The following is a 17,685-nucleotide window of genomic DNA, read 5'->3' on the forward strand; positions in this document are numbered from 1 at the left end:
TGACAATACGCGTTGCAACACTTGAACAAGGCTATTTGCATTTTTACTAGCGGTGTGTGTTTAAAGAGACGGCAGCCGTATATTTATCAATAAACACTGTCGTCCCATGCGCTCCTCTACCTTACTTGCCATAGCCTGTTTGCTGTTCGGTCAACTCAGCGCTCAATCCTTCAATGCTAGACCTGGTGGAACACAAAAGCCGGCACTTCATGGTCGTCACTGGATGGCAATTACCGGGAAGCCTTTGGCAGCCACAGCGGGAGCAACCGTATTTAACAAAGGTGGCAATGCCGTAGATGCCGCGTGCGCGATGCTGGCAGCCACCTGCACCATGTGGGACGTACTTAGCTGGGGCGGTGAAACACAAGCCCTTATTTATAATCCTAAGACTGGTAAAGTCATTGGAATCAACGCTCTTGGTGTAGCCCCCACCGGCGCAACTCCTGAATTTTTTAAGGGCAAGGGAATGAATTATCCTCCCGAGTATGGCCCGCTGGCAGCGGTAACCCCGGGCACGCCAGGTGGTCTCTGCACGATGCTGGCAGAGTACGGAACTCTTAGTCTTAAAGAAGTCCTGACGCCGGCAATGACACTTGCAGAAGGTTATCCTATTGAAGCACAAACGGCCAACGCAATGGAACGTGGAAAGGACAGAATAAAACAGTGGCCCTATTCCAAGGCAGTATTTCTTCCGCACTCTGGTGCACCTCGTGAAGCACCTGAGGCAGGAGAAATTTTTGTTCAAAAGGACTTGCTTGAGACGCTAAAGAAGATGGTTGAAACTGAACAGCAGGCGCTTAAGAAAGGAAAGAATCGCAAAGAGGCGATATACGCTGCAATGGATCGTTTCTACAAAGGAGACATTGCCCAGGAATTCGTTCGAGGTTCGCAAGAGCAGGGCGGCCTAATCACCACCAACGACCTGGCTACGTGGAAAGTAAAAATTGAAGAGCCCATGAAGGTGAACTACAAGGGAATTGATGTCTATAAACTCTCACAATGGACTCAGGGACCTGTAATGCTCCAGGCACTCAACCTGCTTGAGAACATCGATCTCAAGGCTATGGGTTATAACAGCGCAAGATATATACATACATTATACCAGGTGATGAATCTTAGCTTTGCTGATCGAGATTTCTACTATGGTGACCCTGCCGCTGCACCTGAAGAACCCATGAAGGGCTTACTATCAAAAGAATACGCGAAGGAACGGGTGAAATCTATCAATCCTGATCGGAATGATCCTGGCGTTGGCCCTGGAGATCCCTATCCTTACGAAGGTAAAGTGAATCCTTACATGGAGTACCTGAAACAATGGGGGCACGCTTCATTGCTGAAGCCCGGTACGCTCCCGCTCACGGAGGAAGCCTATCTTCATCAGTTCAGACTGGGAACCACTTCGGTTGAAGCGGCCGACAAAGAAGGATGGGTCGTTTCTATTACTCCAAGTGGAGGTTGGCTCCCTGCATGCATTGCAGGCAAGACAGGTGTGGGTATGAGTCAGCGTATGCAAAGCTTCGTGACTGATCCAAAGTTGAATCCGTTCAATGTAGTTGCTCCCGGAAAGCAACCTCGAGTAACCCTAACACCCACGCTGGCTCTTAAAGACGGCAAACCATATCTTGCGTTTGCAGTTCAGGGCGGTGACACACAGGATCAGAATCTTCTTCAATTCTTCTTAAATGTGGTAGAATTTGGAATGACGGTACAGGAGGCAACTGAAGCTGCAAACATTAACACCTATCAAATGTATTCCTCTCTTGGAGGCGAAGACAGGAAGCCAGTGCCTGGCGGAATATTGTTACAATCTTCCACGCCGGAATGGGTGAGAAAAGAGTTGTTCAATATGGGTTATAAATTGTCGTTTGATGATCGAACGTCCGGCCCGATCAACGCGATTTACTTTGACTGGCAGCACGGAAGCTTTTGGGGCGGATCGAGCAATCACGGTGAGGATTATGGTATCGGTTGGTAAGAATTCATCAGTAATAAAAAGAACCACCATGAAAATAAGCGACATCACAACGGCAGCACTATGCGCTTCGTTGCTGCTGGCAGAGGCAGCATTAGCTCAATCAACAACATACCCATCAAAAGAAGCGCAGATCAAAGCCGCAGTTTTAGCTGCACCAGAGGCAAAACGATCCGAAGCCAAGGTGTACGGCTACAGTGACAAGGGCGAATTTGTTGTGCTTAGGACGGGCACGAATGACATGGTTTGCCTAGCCGATGATCCGGCCCAGGCTGGTCTCAACGTGTCCTGTTATCACAAAGACCTTGAACCATTCATGCAGCGCGGACGAGACCTGAAGAAGGCTGGCAAGTCATTTCAGGAGATCTTCGATGCCCGCGAGGCCGAAGTTAAGTCCGGAAAGCTTTTGATGCCCAAACAGCCCTCAACGCTGTTCGTTTTTTCGGCTCCAGCTGAAGACTTTAACGCTGCCACCGGCGATGTAAAAGGCGGCAATCTTCGGTATGTGATATACATCCCGTACGCAACTGCGGAAAGTACGGGACTTCCATTAAAACCGGAAGCACCGGGCATGCCGTGGATTATGGATCCCGGGACACACCGGGCGCATATCATGATCACGCCGCCGGCGAAGAATTAAGAGTTGCGAGGTTGAAATTCAAGAATTTAGGAGGCTCCGGAACGGAGCCTTTTTTTGTCAACGCTAATGCTGCCTGACATTCATTACCTGCGGAACAATTGTCTACAAATCGGGAGTCGGCTATCCGGTATATATCCAACTCATATCCAATATGTATCCAATATGTATCCAATATATATCCAAGATGCACCCAGGACGTATCTGTATTAGATCATTATGATGTCCGTATGGAGATCTATGATTTCTGTATGAATGGACTGTGAAAGGATGGTTAATACGCTAGTTCTGAAAAAGCCGGGAAGCCACGGATGGAGATAGCGTCAATGAATAATACACAAAAAAACGGGCCCCAAAAGGCCCGTCTATTTCAATTTTCAAATATTTCAAATCTTACGTTGCCCATGTCTTGCCATTGCCAGCCTCAGACAGCGGTAAACAACCTTTGTAAGCACCGGGCACTGCCTCGTATTGAAGCACCTGTGTTGCGCCTGGCTGTGACGTAAAGAATCCCAGCATCGTGAGCTCCTTCATATTGAGAATGAACGGTCTTTCAGGCGCAGGCTTTGTTTCCTTCTGTTCCTTCACAGCAGCGTCGTGCTTTTCGGTCACAAACTCCAATTGCTTGGCGGCATCAAGCTCAGTGAATGGGTCACCATATTTCTTAGCAGCCTCATCGCTGAAAGCCTTCAAGCCATTGAGAAACTTGTCCTGATCCTCCTTTTTGTAAACTTCCTTGAGCATCTGGTCAATGAAACCTGGTACTCCAGCTTCTTTGGCACCAGGAGTATCAGTTTTAGGAATGATGATTTCCGAAACCTGGCTGATGAGCAGGCCCTGATCTTCAGAAAGAAATGTTGGCTTCCAGCCCTCGAGTGTGGGCTTTGCCTTGCAGCCCTTCATGATCCCTACGAGTACAGGTGCCGAAATGGCCCCTCCCATGATCAGTGCGGTACGTCTTAGTGCTTCTCTGCGATCCATATGTGTTGATCTTTGCGGATACTTAGATGTTATTCTTTTTCAATTCGTTCACAGCATGATCAGCTGCACGGGCAGTAAATGCCATGTAACCGAGTGAAGGGTTGTGGCAAGCTGCAGATGCCATAAATGATCCATCTGTAACAAACACGTTTTTGCAGGCATGCACCTGGTTGAACTTGTTCAATACAGAAGTCTTTGGATCCTTACCCATACGCGCAGTACCCATTTCGTGAATTCCAAGACCAACGCCAATCTCACGGTCAAATGTCGTTACGTTCTTATAGCCAGCCGCTTCCAGCATTTCTGCTGCATCGCTAGCCATATCCTTGCGCATTTTGAATTCGTTGTCACGTAACACTGCGTCAAACGTCAAAGTAGGCAGACCGTGTTTATCCTTCAGATCCTTGTTGATGACAACAAAGTTCTCGTGATAAGGAAGGATCTCTCCGAATCCACCCATGCCTATTGTCCACTTGCCGGGCTTCGTCACTGCATCTTTCAACGAAGCACCGATGTTAAGCTCGGCAACCATTGATCCCCATCCTTGGCGACTGGCGCCACCCTGATAACCGAATCCTCGCAAGTAATCGCGCTTATCGCTTCCCACATTACGATAACGTGGAATGTAGAAACCATTTGCACGACGTCCGCTATAGTACTTGTCTTCAAAACCTTCAACGTCGGCATTAGCACCCACGCTTAGATGATGGTCCATGATGTTGTGACCCAGCTCCCCGCTATCATTGCCAAACCCGTTGGGGAATCGTTTTGAGATCGAGTTCATCATGATGAAAGTAGAGCCAAATGTTGACGCGCAGAGGAAGATCACGCGAGCGTAGAACTCGAGTTGTTCTCCCGTCTCTGCATCAAGAACCTTGATACCAGTAGCCTTACCCTTTTGTTCATCATATATAAGCTCGTATGCGATAGAGTTGGGACGGAGCGTCATATTACCCGTCTTCTCCGCAGCAGGAAGCGTAGATGAAACGCTGCTGAAGTATCCTCCATAGGGACATCCCCGCATACACAAGTTTCTGAATTGACAAGTTCCACGCTGAGGACTGTGTGGCAGCGGCGCCGTAGCATGGGCCGTTCTACCAATAGTGAGCAGCCGGCTAAACTTATCTTTAACTGCTTTCTTTAAATCCTGCTCAACACAATTCAACTCCATTGGAGGAAGGAACTTTCCATCGGGAAGCATGGCGTAGTTCTCCGTCTGACCGCTAACTCCGATGTATTGTTCAACATAATCATACCAGGGAGCAATCTCCTTATAACGGACTGGCCAGTCGACGCCTATTCCGTCTTTTGCATTGGCTTCAAAGTCGTGATCACTGAGCCTGTAACTTTGACGTCCCCATGTAATCGAACGCCCGCCGACGTGATATCCACGCATCCAGTCAAATCGCTTGACTTCACTGTATGGGTTTTCAAGATCGTTAACAAACCAATGCTTGTGTCCCTGCTGTACAGTATAACCTGTCCTCGCCTGCTTGCCTTGTTGTTTCAGATCCTCTTGAGTTGGACGACCAGCATTTGGAAAATCCCATGGATCCTTGGTTGCAGTTGGATAGTCGGGATGCTTCACCATCCTGCCTCGCTCCAACACCAGGGTCTTCAGTCCTTTTTCCGTCAATTCCTTTGCTGCCCAACCACCACTGATGCCTGTGCCCACCACAATTGCATCGAAGGTGTTTTTCTTTTCAGCGTCGATATTAAGGTTCATGTTTAGAGAATAAAATTTGCTAAAAATAAGCTATTCAATCGATTTTGAATAGCGGCAGGAATGATACGAAAAATTAATTACTGTGTTTAGAAGGATTTTAAATACGGCCGAAACCAGTTATTGCGGCGATTGGAAATGGCTCAAATGGAAGAATAGGAACCTGCTGCGCTACTACCCTTCCAACTCTGACAACGTTATCCATCGCGCTGTCTTTTCATCGATCAATTGCGCGATCCGTTCGACCTCCTGCGCCCATTGCGTCAATTGCACGTGATCAGTAGCCGTATTCATATTTTTAGTCAGGCTCTCTTTGCTGGCCTCAAGAGTATCAATTTCACCCTGTAACTTTTCAAACTCAAGTTTCTCCTTGTAAGTCATCTTGCGTTTGCCGGAGGACTGATCTGCTGCAGGAACAACTTCAGTCTTTACAACGGTTGGCATAACATCCTTTGTATCAACCTCCTCCTGCTCGCTTAACCAGTCGCGGTAGTCTGTATAGTTTCCATTGAAAAGACGAATCGTTCCGTCGCCTTCAAACACAAACAACTGGTTCACGAGGTGATCCATAAAATATCGATCGTGCGATACAAGCATCAGACATCCCGTAAACTTGTCGAGGAAATCTTCAAGTACATTCAGCGTGTCAATATCAAAGTCGTTTGTTGGTTCATCGAGGATCAGAAAGTTGGGATTCGTGACCAGTAACTTTAGCAGTTGCAGTCGTTTCTTTTCCCCGCCGCTGAGCTTTTCAATAAACGTGTACTGCTTTTCGGGCGGGAATAGAAAATTATCCAGAAACTTAGATGCCGAAATCTGGGATCCATCGGAAAGTGTAATGAACTCGGCAATCTGCTTCACCTCTTCGATGAGCCGATTGGCAGGATTTAGCGAGATCGATTCCTGAGTGAAGTATCCGAATTTTGTCGTAACACCTGGTGTTATTTCTCCGGAATCCGGTTTCTCCTTTCCAACAAGCATGTCAAGGAAGGTAGATTTTCCAATGCCGTTCTTACCAACTACGCCAATCCTATCCTGCTTTTTAAAAACATAAGAGAAGTCATTTACGATTGGCAGCGATCCATACTTCTTCTTCAGGTGCTCCACCTCAAGTATCTTTCCGCCCTGACGAGCCTCCTTAATGTCAAGTTCAAGCTTGTCCTTCTTCAGATCCTGGGAGGCCTTCTTCTCCAACTCGTAATATGCCTCAACGCGGTACTTTGCCTTGGTGCCACGCGCTTTGGGTTGCCTGCGCATCCATTCCAACTCTTTCTTCAAGAGGTTGCGCGCCTTAGTCACTTCAATCTTTAACAACTCTTCACGAGCAGCTTTCTTCTCGAGGAAGTAAGCATAGTTACCTTTGTATCTAAAGAGCTGTCCTCTGTCGATCTCGAAGATTTCTGTAACAACATTGTCAAGAAAATATCGATCGTGGGTGACCATGATCAAAGTGATTTGCGTACCGCGCAAATAATTCTCCAGCCACTCAATTGCCTGGAGGTCTAAGTGGTTAGTAGGTTCATCGAGGATGATAAGATCAGCATCCTGAAGCAGAAGCTGTGCAAGGAAAATTCGCTTGCGCTGGCCACCGGAGAGCTCACCGAACTTCTTTTCCAAGCCAGGTACGCCAAGTTTTTCAATGACCTCGTGAACCTTGTTCTCATAATCCCATGCATTGAGTTCCTCCATCTTCTCCAACACCTTTTGCATGTGATCGGGGTCGACGTTCGGGTTCTGAAGGCAAGCTTCATACTCTCGTACCACGCGAGCGATTTCATTATCGTTGCTGAACAACACATCCTTTACCAGCCGCTCTCCATCAACACGAGGTTGCTGAGTAAGATAGGCGACGCGAATCCCGAGCTTGCGACTGACTTGCCCGGAATCAGGCTCGATCTCACCGGTAAGTATTCTCAACAATGTCGACTTGCCAACGCCATTGCTGCCCACAAGTGCATATTTCTCTCCCTGAGATATACCAATAGATATGTCTTTGAAAAGCCACCGGTCGTTGTAGGTTTTCGAAATCAGTTCCGCAGATAAGTAATTCAAAATATTTTGGTTTTGGCCCGCAAAAATAGGCTTATGAATTTCAAGCTACAAGCCCGGTTACCAATCACTGCTATGGGAGATTAATAATGTCCCCACTTTTCAGTCTCTACTTTGAATTGGTCAAAGCCCTGTCGTGCTGCAATCGCTAGCATAAGCAACGTCACATAAAGAATTAGAGTTACATGCATTGATAAAAGCGATCACTTAAACCAATACTTGAAGTACTACTTATACGAAATAAAAAAACGTTTGCGAATAATCTCTCTGAGACCACAATCGTGAAATAAATTTTTGTCAACTTTATGTTACTGTTTGATCTCATTGACATAACAAACACCATGTCCAGGCAACTTCGCATTGCATCCATCCTCTTACTCATACTCTCTCTCTCAGTTTCATATTCACACGCTCAAACTCCGCGCAGTGTAACCGTCACCGGATACTTCTTCGGTAAGGTTGCTGATGTTGATAGCATATCGATGACCAACGTGAATAAGTTCACGCATATCATTTTCAGTTTCTGTCACCTGAATGGAAACGTGCTACAAGTGGACAACGCTGATAATGCATCGACAATTAATGCTCTTGTAGGATTGAAGAAGAAGAATCCTTCGCTCAAGATTCTACTGTCATTGGGAGGCTGGGGCGGATGTGCTACGTGCTCAGATGTTTTCTCGACTCCTAAGGGCAGAAAAGATTTCGCAGCATCAGTACTTCAACTCAACCAATTCTTTAAGACTGATGGCATAGATATCGATTGGGAATATCCCGTTGTTGAAGGCTATCCTGGTCATAAGTTTTCGCCTGCCGATAAGAAGAATTTCACAGATCTGATCAGTGAGTTGAGAAGTACACTTGGTGCGAAATACGAGATCAGCTTTGCAGCAGGTGGTTTTCAGAAGTTCCTTGATGAAGCAGTTGACTGGAAAGCGGTGGCTCCGCTGGTTGACCGAATCAACCTCATGACGTATGATCTTGTAAATGGATATTCGACAACCACAGGGCATCACACTCCATTATATAGCAATCCTTCTCAAAAGGAGTCTACCGATAATGCGGTTAAGTATCTTATTAAGATTGGTGTACCGGCAAACAAACTCGTTATCGGCGCAGCCATGTACGGCAGGATGTGGGAAAACGTGGCGGCTGCACAGAATGGATTGTATCAGGCGGGCAAGTTTAAGCAGGGTCTCGACTACAACCGATTTGATCGCGAACTGACATCTGCGCAAGGATGGACTAAGTACTGGGATGATGTGTCGAAAGCTCCTTATGCATATAACGCTCAGAAGCAGCTTTACATTACCTATGACGACAGCAAATCAATGACACTGAAAACGCAATATGTCATTGATCAGAAACTTAACGGAATTATGTATTGGGAGATCACAAACGATAAGTATGTGGGAGGATTGCTGGATGCGATTGACCGTACAAGAAAAAGTTACCATCCTAAACCCTAGTCTACCTCAATTCTGCTTATGCATCGAATTTTAGTTACCGCTGCACTTCTTTTCGGGGTCTCGGTGGCCTCCTTTGGTCAAAGCGCAAAGGAATTTCTAAAAAAAGGAGAGACGCATTACGTAGCCAAGCAATACGCGCAGGCTCTTGAAGTTTATCAACAAGGACTTAAGAAACATCCAAAAGACGCGCGCCTGAATTTCAGGACCGGACTTACTTATTTATCATTGCCTGGCCGCTCTGAATCGTTAAGATATCTTCAGGCCGCCTATACCACTAACCCATCCGTTGACGAAAACATTTACTACTACCTGGGACTCTCCTATCAAAGCAATAAACAATTCCAAAAGGCGCTGGAGTTTTTCAACGAACACAAGAAACGCCACGCCAGCGCGAAAGACGATGTTGACAAGCGAATTAGTCAGGTGCTTTTTGCAGATTCGGCAATGCGCGCACCATCTGGCGCCGTTGTTGAGAATGTGGGCAAAGCTATCAACTCTTCATTTCACGAATACTCTCCGCTCGTTTCATCGGATGGAAATACCATGATCTTTACATCGAATCGTCCCAATGATGGAGTGCCGTCCGGTAAACTTTATGAAGACATCTATATTTCGAAGCGAGCAAATAATCAATGGTCCAAGCCACAAAAGATCAGTCCGAATATTAACATCAAGTTTAATGATGCTGCTGCCTCTCTTTCGCGGGATGGTAAGACACTTATCATATACTACGAGTACGGAGGTGGTGATATCTATATTTCTCAGCTGAAGGGAAATGAATGGTCGAAGCCGATTCCATTGAACCAAAATGTCAACTCTCCTGCTAGCTGGGAGACTTCGGCGTTTGTCACAGCGGATGGGCAAAAACTTTACTTTACCAGCAATCGCGCTGGTGGAATGGGAAGCCTTGATATCTATGTTAGCGAGATGGAGATCACAGGCGACTGGGGAAAGGCGAAGAATCTTGGCCCGACGATCAATACAGGTGGACGCGAAGACTCTCCGGCCGTTGACGCGGATGGAAAAACACTGTTCTTCTCATCAGATGGACATCGTGGTATGGGGGGAATGGATATCTTCAGAAGTGAATACAAGGATGGGAAGTGGCAAAAGCCGGTTAACCTGGGATATCCAATCAACTCAGTTGAGGATGACAGTTTTTTCGGGCTCACCGGCGATCGTCGACAGGCATTTTTTTCTTCTATGAGAGAGGAAGGAAATTCGGAGATCTATACGTTGACATTCAACGAGCCCTACATGGTTGTTGCCGAAGCACAGATCCCTCCGCCTGACGAGCTCCCTGCCAAGAATACCGGTTCACGTACTGTAAGGCAACCTACGTCTGAGGGACCTCAGCCAGTCGAAAAGCCAGCCCGGACCAGCAACAAGCCCGCTAGCGCAAACAATTATGGTCGTCCTGGACCAGTGCCTTCGGGACCTACACTTTCAAGGAAGCTGCTCTTCTTTGCTACCAACAGGGATGTACTTGACAAAGAGGGCGCACGTAAATTAGATGACATTGTTGCCTACCTTAAAGCCAATAAGGATGTAAGCAGTCTGATTGAAGGACACACTGATAATCAGGGCAACGCTGTGTTGAATAACGCATTGTCTATACGCAGGGCAAATTCCGTCGCCCGATATCTGACAGATAAAGGAGTTGATCCAAGAAGACTATCCGTGCGGGGTTATGGTGCCCGTCGTCCCCTCGTCTCCAACGATGATGAGATGGATGGCCGCCAGCTGAACCGGAGGATTGAAATCAGTCTGATTAAAGTAGTGTCTCCACGCGGCACCGTTGCAGAATAACTTATGATTCGCGCCGCAATACTTGTAGAGGTGGAGTTGTAATAACTTCCCGGGAATTAAACCATCCTATTACAACCGTGAGTGTTACCACTCCGGCTCCAATGATCATCAATTCGACTGCGTCAAACGCAAAAGTGATCTCGAAGAAGTAGGTCGTTAGCAGCCAGCCGCCAACGAGGGCCAAAAGCATTCCGGTAAGTGCTGAAAACAAGCCAAGCCAGGCATATTCAATTACTGTAATCTTAAAGATCTGACGGGTGCGGGCGCCAATGGTGCGCAATAGCACGTTCTCCTTCACTCGGGCAAACTTGCTGTTGATGACTGCACCGGCCAGCACGACCAGCCCCGTTATAATGCTGAATATTGCCAGGAAACGGATTACGAGTGCGAGCTTGTCGAACAATCCATTTACTGTGCTGAGTATGAGTCTTAAATCAATTAACGATACGTTCGGATATTGCATTACCAGCTGCTGTTGAAACGTGTTAGCACGGGACTGATCATCAATGCGTGTAGTCGTCACGTAGATCTGGGGAGCGTTTTCCAAAACTCCACGGGGAAAAACGAAGATAAAGTTAGGAGGATCTTTTGGCCAATCCACTTTTCTGATACCTGCAATCCGAACAGGTAAAGGCACTCCCTGAATATCGAAAACCAGTGAATCGCCAACAGTGACATCCAGTGATTCCTCCATTCCCTGTGAAATAGTTACCCACACCGAGTCGGGACCCGATTGCTTCCGTTGTAATTCCCCCTTTATGAGTTCTTCCGAGTGATGAAGACTGTCGCGATAGGTGACGCGGTATTCTCTTGACAATGCCCAATTGTGAATCTTCTTGGTCGTGTCTGCAAGAAGCTTTTCTACTGGCTTGCCTTTCAACTCACTTAGGCGACAGGTAATGATTGGAACAACCTGATTGACCTTAAGGTGGTTCGACTCCATAAGCTTGATCACGCCATCACGCTGCGATGGTTGGATGTCGAACAATATCGTATTGCTTTGGTTTTCCTGTCCGGTAAATTCAACCTGTCCAAGCATGCTTTCCTCGACTATGTTTAATGTCGAGATGATAAATGCGCCCAGCCCGATCGTTACGAGCAAGACTCTGGTTTGGTTATTTGGACGAAACAGACTGGAAAATGAGTGCCTGAGGATAAAACCAGCTCGCTCGGGAAAGAATCTGCGAACAAGAAAAAGCAACAACGACGCTACTACCGTAAGACAACCGAGGGCAGCTGCCAATCCAAGAAAGAAGAACGTCCCGGTCATCAGACTTTTTGTTTGCATTGCAGCAAACAAAAGAGGAAACAGAGCTATCAATATTACGGTTATCCACCGTGTTTTCGAACGGGGTGTTGCATTATCGTTTGTTGCCCGAAGTACGGTAAGCGGCGGAACAAATCGAACTGAGATCAATGGTAAAATCGAAAACAATACAGACACCAGTGCTCCTATCAGGACTCCCATGAGTAGTGAAGTCCATGAAATTGAAAACTCTACCCTAAAAGGAAGAATGCCCTTGAGAAAAATCGGAATCAATTGTTGAATACCAATTCCTAACACGGAGCCGATAACGCTCCCTGCCATGCCCAGGAAGAAGATCTGAATGAAATAAATATTGAATGCCTGCCACCCCGAGGAACCGATACATCTCAGTACGGCGACCTCTTCACGCTTCTCTCGGGCGTAAATATGGACGGAACTGGCAACTCCGATGCAGCCGAGTATCAACGCCACAAAGGCAAGAAGTGAAAAGAAACGGTAGATGGATAGGAAACCTTCCCCTAGTCCCTCCTTACGTTCCTGCACAGTATCATAACCATATCCATAACGCTTCAATTCTGGTTTGAGACGTTCGATCAGTTGTTGTGTTTGTTCATCTGAAGTGGTGCGGAAGAACCGTTTATAGTTAACGCGACTGCCGTATTGAACCAATCCAGTCTCGTTGAGCTCTTTCATTGAAATGTAAACCGACGGAGTGAACGACGCCATAATGCCGCCTCCGCCGGGAATGCTGGATACAACACCTGCCACTTTCAGTACGCGATTACCGATCCTGATAGAATCATCGGAGCTGACCTCAAACTGGCTGGCAAGCGTTTCATCAAGCATTGCATATCCCCCGCCTTTCATCTTCTGATAAGCATCAAGGGGAAGCGTTTCAATTTTTCCGTAAAAAGGAAATGGTCCTTCGAGGGCCACGAGCCGAATCAATCTTGACTGCTGACTGTGAAGAAATAAAACCATCGAAGCCATGTCTGCCTCACCTGCCTGCTCGGCACCAGTTGAATCAAAAACATTCTGGAGTGGTTTTCCAAATGGCTTGTCGCCGTTTGCTACAAAGTCGGCACCGATTAACTCCTTCGCATTTCGATCGATGTCGTTCTCCATCGAATGGCTGAAAGAGTCCAGAGCCACAACGGCTGCGATACCTGTAACGAGCGATGCCATGAACAGCAGCAACCGGGAGAAGTTCTTTCTCGCATCACGCCACGCCATTGACCAAACCCAGCGATCACGAAAAATTGATCTGGTGTTACGCTTTAACCTGATTACGTATTCGATCATTGTGGGTCAGGAGATATGTTGCAATTGGGCGATATCATCAACGAGCTTACCTCCACGCATTCTCAGGATCCGCTGTGTGCGCTGGGCCAATTCAAGATTGTGTGTTACGAGCACAAGCGTTGTGCCCTTTTCCTTATTCATTCCGAACAGAAGGTCCGTAATGTGTGTGGCATTCTCTTCATCAAGATTACCTGTCGGCTCATCTGCGAACAGAATGCGCGGACTGGTGATGAATGCCCTTGCCATGGCCACGCGCTGCTGTTCGCCTCCCGACAACTGCGAGGGATAATGATGTGAGCGACTGCCTAGTCCTACGCGTTCCAGGAGTTCCATCGCCGGGCCAGCGACATTCCGCTCGCCCCTCAGCTCCATTGGCACCATCACATTTTCAAGAGCAGTGAGCGTTGGTAGCAGCTGAAAGTTCTGAAATACGAAGCCGACGTACTGATTCCGCAAGTAGGCGCGATCGTCTTCACTCATCGCATTCAACTTGAATCCCATTAGTGACAGGACACCGGACGACGCCGTATCCAGGCCTGCGCATAACCCCAGCAAAGTAGTTTTTCCACTTCCCGACGGACCTATAATCGCCAGAGAATCACCCTGATTTACCGAAAATGAAACACTATCCAGCACCACGAGCTCTCTCCCTGCGGAGCGATAAATCTTAGTGAGGTTTTCTGCCTGCAGAACCGCCGTTGACATGATTTTTGCTTTTGTCTAGTGAGTTAAAGCGTTATTACGCTAAAATTGTTTCAGAATCCAAGAAAAGACAAATTTCCTGTATGCCCTTAGTCGCCAAATTGCTCCTGTTTATTTCAGTACTCGGTATATTTCAGACAACAAATAAGCCAAAGGTTATACTGTTCTATGGGGACAGTCTAACCGCCGGATACGGTTTGTCGACAGAGGAAGCATTCCCGGCTATAATCGACAAGACCCTGAACCAAAAGGGCAAGCCAGTTAAAGTGATAAACGCGGGCCTGAGCGGCGAAACGTCTGCCGGAGGGTTAAGCCGGCTGGATTGGGTGCTTCGGCAACCCGTTGATATTTTCGTACTTGAGCTTGGAGCCAACGATGGCCTGCGCGGCCTTCCGCTGGACGAAACGCGAAAGAATCTCCAGAGCATAATAGATGCGGTCAGGAAAAAATACCCCGGCGTCAACATTGTTATTGCAGGTATGATGGTTCCTCCGAACATGGGACCTGACTATACTGCGGCATTTCAAAAGATTTTTCCAGACCTGGCGAAAAAGAACAATGCACGTCTTATCCCCTTCCTGCTGCAGGGTGTCGCTGGTAACGAAAAACTGAACAATGCCGACGGCATTCACCCTAATGTTGAAGGACATAAGATCGTAGCCACCAACGTTCTTAAAGTGCTGGAGCCTTTGCTCTAGGCTGGTCGTTGCACGATGGGCCTGGCAGCATGGACCAGCAGGATAGTTCGTTCCTGATCACCCTCCATTTTTGAAACCGGTGACGGCGACTGCATTTGTCAGAATAGTTGCCGTTATTACGCATTCAATTAATACTTACCGCGCTACAGCGTGATTCACAGATGAAGGTTGCCCTGTTTGTACCGTGTTATGTCGATCAGTTTTATCCACAGGTTGGAATAGCGACGCTTCAGCTGTTAGAAAAGTTAGGCGTAACGGTATCTGTGCCGGAGAACCAAACATGTTGTGGCCAGCCTATGGCAAACTCGGGGTTCGCCTATCTTTCCCACGGTTGTGATGAAAACTTTGTTGATAGCTTCGCCAACTTTGACTATGTGGTGTGTCCTTCCGGGAGCTGCACGTTGCACATCAAAGACCATCTGCGTGCCGAGGGACGCGAGGATGAGTCCTCACAAATACGCGGGCACATCAAAGAGCTGACGGAGTTTATCACCGATGTTCTTCAGGTAAAAGAATTGAATGCAAAATTTCCTCATAAGGTAGGATTGCATCAAAGCTGTCACGGGCAACGCGGGCTCGGACTTTCTCAAATGTCTGAAGTCGTTGCTCCGCCATTTTCAAAACCTGAACAACTGCTGCGTATGGTAGAGGGAATTCAATTGATCGAATTGGATCGGCGTGATGAATGCTGCGGCTTTGGAGGAACTTTCTGTGTCACAGAAGAGGCCGTGTCTGTAAAGATGGGAATTGATCGTGTTGCCGATCATATCAAACACGGAGCTGAATACATCACTGCCGGAGATATGTCCTGCCTTATGCACCTCGAAGGAATACTCCGCCGGCAGAAGAGTAAGACGCAGGTTATACATATTGCTCAAATATTGAACGCTACAACGCGATGACGCAGCCGGGCTCACCACAAATTCCCCTCGACCACGCTTCACGTGCAGAGATGTTCAACAAGGACTCTTCGCGCGTGGACTGGCATGATGAAACGCTTTGGTTTGTCCGCGCCAAACGCGATCGCGCCGTCAAACAATTGCCCGAATGGGAATCATTGAGAGAGGCCGCGTCCACGATAAAGCTCAACGTCCTTGATAATCTGCATGACTATCTGCTTGAATTCGAACGTCAGGCGCAGGCCAACGGAGCCGTCGTACATTGGGCGGAAACTGCTGAGGACCACAATCGCATAGTCCATAAGATCATAGCCGATGCGGGAGTCACCAGAATTGTGAAAAGCAAATCTATGCTTACTGAAGAATGTCATCTTAATGACTTTCTGGAGCAGCAGGGAATTGACGTGGTCGATACGGATCTCGGTGAACGCATCGTACAACTGGCCGGCGAACCACCTTCCCATATTGTACTTCCATGTATTCATTGGAAAAAAGAAGAGATAGGAGAATTGTTTGCGAAACATTTAGGAACGACGCCTGGTTCAAGTGATCCCGGATACCTGACAGCATCGGCCCGTGTTCATCTCCGCACGCATTTCCTTACAAGTAAAGTTGCCTTGACGGGAGTGAATTTTGCAGTGGCCGAGACCGGAGAAGTCGTGGTATGTACTAACGAGGGCAACGCCGACCTGGGCGTTCAGCTGGCTGACGTGCACATCGCTTGCATGGGAATTGAAAAGATTATTCCCAAGCGCAGACATCTCGGAGTATTTCTAAGACTGCTGGCACGCAGTGCTACCGGACAACCTATTACTACCTACTCAAGCCATTTCCGGCGTCCGCGTCCAGGGCAACAGATGCATATAGTTTTGGTTGACAATGGCAGGACTAAAAGGTTGTCGCAACCAGATTTTCGCGGTGCGTTGAAGTGCATTCGGTGCGGCGCTTGTATGAATACCTGCCCTGTCTACCGACGAAGCGGAGGTCATAGTTATCATCATGCTGTGGCAGGTCCGATCGGGGCCATCCTTGCCCCTGGCCTCGACGCAAAAGAGTTTGGAGACCTTCCATTTGCCTCTACGCTGTGCGGGTCGTGTTCCTTTGTTTGTCCGGTGAAGATCGATATCCACAATCAGCTGTATAAGTGGCGTCAGGTGATTGTCAAGGAAGGGTATGTCACTAACTCCAAGAAGACTGGAATGAAGCTGATGGCAGGCGTGCTATCTCGGCCCTGGCTATACACCTCTGGTGGTAAAACAGGCAGATGGCTAATGCGCGTGTTTCCCTGGCTGGTCAACAACAAATTCAATCCCTGGTATAAGCAAAGAGAAATGCCGCCTCCGCCTTCAATCAGTTTTCAGAGGTGGTATAAAGAGAATAAGTCATGAACAGCCGCGATCGGATTCTGTCCAGGTTAAAGGAGGCGCGAGTTTCAAATAACAAGCTCCCTGAAATTGTGGAGTCAGTTTTACCTGATGATCTCAGGCAACAATTGACTTCTGTGCTACAGGGCATTGGGGGCACTGTTGTCACAACGTCATCACTCAAAGACATCACATCTTACCTGCTCGAGAAATTCAAACCGGCAGGCAGGTGGATAAGTATGGTCAAGGACCTGGACATTCCTGGGCCCTCTCTAAACGGGAATCCGCATGAACTGGAGAACGTACAGGTGTCAATCTTCCACGGGCATTTCGCTGTAGCTGAAAACGGCGCGGTATGGATTACCTCTGATCTGATGGGTGACCGAGCGCTACCATTTATTTGTGAGCATATTGCTGTCGTCGTCGGAAGCTCCGACATCGTCCCCACGATGCGACATGCTTACGACAGGATTGGAAATTCATCACAAGACTTCGGCACATTCATCGCGGGTCCGTCGAAGACGGCAGACATCGAACAGTCGCTTGTACTGGGAGCGCACGGTCCCAAAAGTCTGACTCTATTTCTCGTCTCTTAAAGTGTTAGTTTAAGCGGTCGCTTAAATTTCTTAAACGCTCCGATCTGCAAGACGTTTGAACAAGTGAAAGCATTTGTGATCACAACAACATTTTTTTTTAGAAATGTTGGCTTTGTGTTTACTAATTGCATTTCTTGAATGCTGGAAAATTTTAGCAGTGAAGTTGCTGCTATAATTCCTCCAAAGTCATCCTGCTAGTCAATGGAACTGCGCCTGTTCC

At 47.6% G+C, this 17,685-nt stretch carries 13 protein-coding genes; 8 read left to right on the forward strand and 5 right to left on the reverse strand.

Going from position 1 to position 17,685, the window contains the following annotated elements:
* Positions 1-106 precede the first annotated feature (106 nt).
* Both WBG78_RS18185 and WBG78_RS18190 read left to right on the forward strand, forming a co-directional pair.
* Positions 107-1,975 (forward strand): gamma-glutamyltransferase family protein, encoded by a 1,869-nt coding sequence (locus WBG78_RS18185; protein WP_337327888.1) that lies wholly within the window; start codon positions 107-109, stop codon positions 1,973-1,975.
* Between the two features lie 28 nt (positions 1,976-2,003).
* The gene (locus WBG78_RS18190) at positions 2,004-2,612 is read left to right on the forward strand and encodes a hypothetical protein (RefSeq protein WP_337327889.1); all 609 of its coding nucleotides are present in this window, start codon (positions 2,004-2,006) and stop codon (positions 2,610-2,612) included.
* A gap of 390 nt (positions 2,613-3,002) precedes the next feature.
* Here the strand turns inward: WBG78_RS18190 and WBG78_RS18195 are convergent, their stop codons facing one another.
* The 3 genes from WBG78_RS18195 to WBG78_RS18205 form a co-directional block, all read right to left on the reverse strand.
* Positions 3,003-3,590, reverse strand: a complete 588-nt coding sequence (locus WBG78_RS18195; protein WP_337327890.1) for a gluconate 2-dehydrogenase subunit 3 family protein — start codon at positions 3,588-3,590, stop codon at positions 3,003-3,005.
* Positions 3,591-3,612: 22 nt separating this feature from the next.
* Positions 3,613-5,316, reverse strand: coding sequence for a GMC family oxidoreductase (locus WBG78_RS18200; protein WP_337327891.1), 1,704 nt, complete (start codon positions 5,314-5,316; stop codon positions 3,613-3,615).
* A 171-nt stretch (positions 5,317-5,487) separates the two neighbouring features.
* Positions 5,488-7,365 carry an ABC-F family ATP-binding cassette domain-containing protein gene (locus WBG78_RS18205; protein WP_337327892.1) on the reverse strand — a complete coding sequence of 626 codons (1,878 nt, stop codon included), beginning with the start codon at positions 7,363-7,365 and terminating at the stop codon, positions 5,488-5,490.
* 338 nt (positions 7,366-7,703) lie between these two features.
* Between WBG78_RS18205 and WBG78_RS18210 the strand changes: the two genes are divergently transcribed.
* Entirely contained in the window at positions 7,704-8,828 is a 1,125-nt protein-coding gene (locus WBG78_RS18210) for a glycoside hydrolase family 18 protein (protein WP_337327893.1), read from the forward strand.
* 18 nt (positions 8,829-8,846) lie between these two features.
* Positions 8,847-10,637 carry an OmpA family protein gene (locus tag WBG78_RS18215; protein WP_337327894.1) on the forward strand — a complete coding sequence of 597 codons (1,791 nt, stop codon included), beginning with the start codon at positions 8,847-8,849 and terminating at the stop codon, positions 10,635-10,637.
* 1 nt (position 10,638) lies between these two features.
* Here the strand turns inward: WBG78_RS18215 and WBG78_RS18220 are convergent, their stop codons facing one another.
* Positions 10,639-13,206, reverse strand: a complete 2,568-nt coding sequence (locus WBG78_RS18220) for an ABC transporter permease (protein WP_337327895.1) — start codon at positions 13,204-13,206, stop codon at positions 10,639-10,641.
* 6 nt (positions 13,207-13,212) lie between these two features.
* Complete coding sequence (locus WBG78_RS18225) at positions 13,213-13,911, reverse strand: ABC transporter ATP-binding protein (protein ID WP_337327896.1); 699 nt, start codon at positions 13,909-13,911, stop codon at positions 13,213-13,215.
* A gap of 80 nt (positions 13,912-13,991) precedes the next feature.
* Between WBG78_RS18225 and WBG78_RS18230 the strand changes: the two genes are divergently transcribed.
* From WBG78_RS18230 to WBG78_RS18245, 4 genes are all read left to right on the forward strand, one after another.
* Entirely contained in the window at positions 13,992-14,606 is a 615-nt protein-coding gene (locus WBG78_RS18230; protein ID WP_337327897.1) for an arylesterase, read from the forward strand.
* Positions 14,607-14,767: 161 nt separating this feature from the next.
* Complete coding sequence (locus WBG78_RS18235) at positions 14,768-15,508, forward strand: (Fe-S)-binding protein (RefSeq protein WP_337327898.1); 741 nt, start codon at positions 14,768-14,770, stop codon at positions 15,506-15,508.
* On the forward strand, positions 15,505-16,893 hold the full coding sequence (locus WBG78_RS18240; RefSeq protein WP_337327899.1) for a lactate utilization protein B: 1,389 nt from the start codon (positions 15,505-15,507) through the stop codon (positions 16,891-16,893). The genes WBG78_RS18235 and WBG78_RS18240 overlap by 4 nt, the downstream gene beginning before the upstream one ends.
* Entirely contained in the window at positions 16,890-17,465 is a 576-nt protein-coding gene (locus tag WBG78_RS18245; RefSeq protein ID WP_337327900.1) for a LutC/YkgG family protein, read from the forward strand. Before WBG78_RS18240 ends, WBG78_RS18245 begins: the two co-directional genes overlap by 4 nt.
* Positions 17,466-17,685 lie beyond the last annotated feature (220 nt).

This window comes from Chryseolinea sp. T2, assembly GCF_037203685.1.
Classification (GTDB): domain Bacteria; phylum Bacteroidota; class Bacteroidia; order Cytophagales; family Cyclobacteriaceae; genus Chryseolinea.

Excerpts from the sequence above, each read along its gene's own strand:
- WBG78_RS18185 (WP_337327888.1), top strand. The coding sequence starts at position 107 with ATGCGCTCCTCTACCTTACTTGCCATAGCCTGTTTGCTGTTCGGTCAA.
- WBG78_RS18190 (WP_337327889.1), top strand. The coding sequence starts at position 2,004 with ATGAAAATAAGCGACATCACAACGGCAGCACTATGCGCTTCGTTGCTG.
- WBG78_RS18195 (WP_337327890.1), bottom strand. The coding sequence starts at position 3,590 with ATGGATCGCAGAGAAGCACTAAGACGTACCGCACTGATCATGGGAGGG.
- WBG78_RS18200 (WP_337327891.1), bottom strand. The coding sequence starts at position 5,316 with ATGAACCTTAATATCGACGCTGAAAAGAAAAACACCTTCGATGCAATT.
- WBG78_RS18210 (WP_337327893.1), top strand. The coding sequence starts at position 7,704 with ATGTCCAGGCAACTTCGCATTGCATCCATCCTCTTACTCATACTCTCT.
- WBG78_RS18215 (WP_337327894.1), top strand. The coding sequence starts at position 8,847 with ATGCATCGAATTTTAGTTACCGCTGCACTTCTTTTCGGGGTCTCGGTG.
- WBG78_RS18220 (WP_337327895.1), bottom strand. The coding sequence starts at position 13,206 with ATGATCGAATACGTAATCAGGTTAAAGCGTAACACCAGATCAATTTTT.
- WBG78_RS18225 (WP_337327896.1), bottom strand. The coding sequence starts at position 13,911 with ATGTCAACGGCGGTTCTGCAGGCAGAAAACCTCACTAAGATTTATCGC.
- WBG78_RS18230 (WP_337327897.1), top strand. The coding sequence starts at position 13,992 with ATGCCCTTAGTCGCCAAATTGCTCCTGTTTATTTCAGTACTCGGTATA.
- WBG78_RS18235 (WP_337327898.1), top strand. The coding sequence starts at position 14,768 with ATGAAGGTTGCCCTGTTTGTACCGTGTTATGTCGATCAGTTTTATCCA.
- WBG78_RS18240 (WP_337327899.1), top strand. The coding sequence starts at position 15,505 with ATGACGCAGCCGGGCTCACCACAAATTCCCCTCGACCACGCTTCACGT.
- WBG78_RS18245 (WP_337327900.1), top strand. The coding sequence starts at position 16,890 with ATGAACAGCCGCGATCGGATTCTGTCCAGGTTAAAGGAGGCGCGAGTT.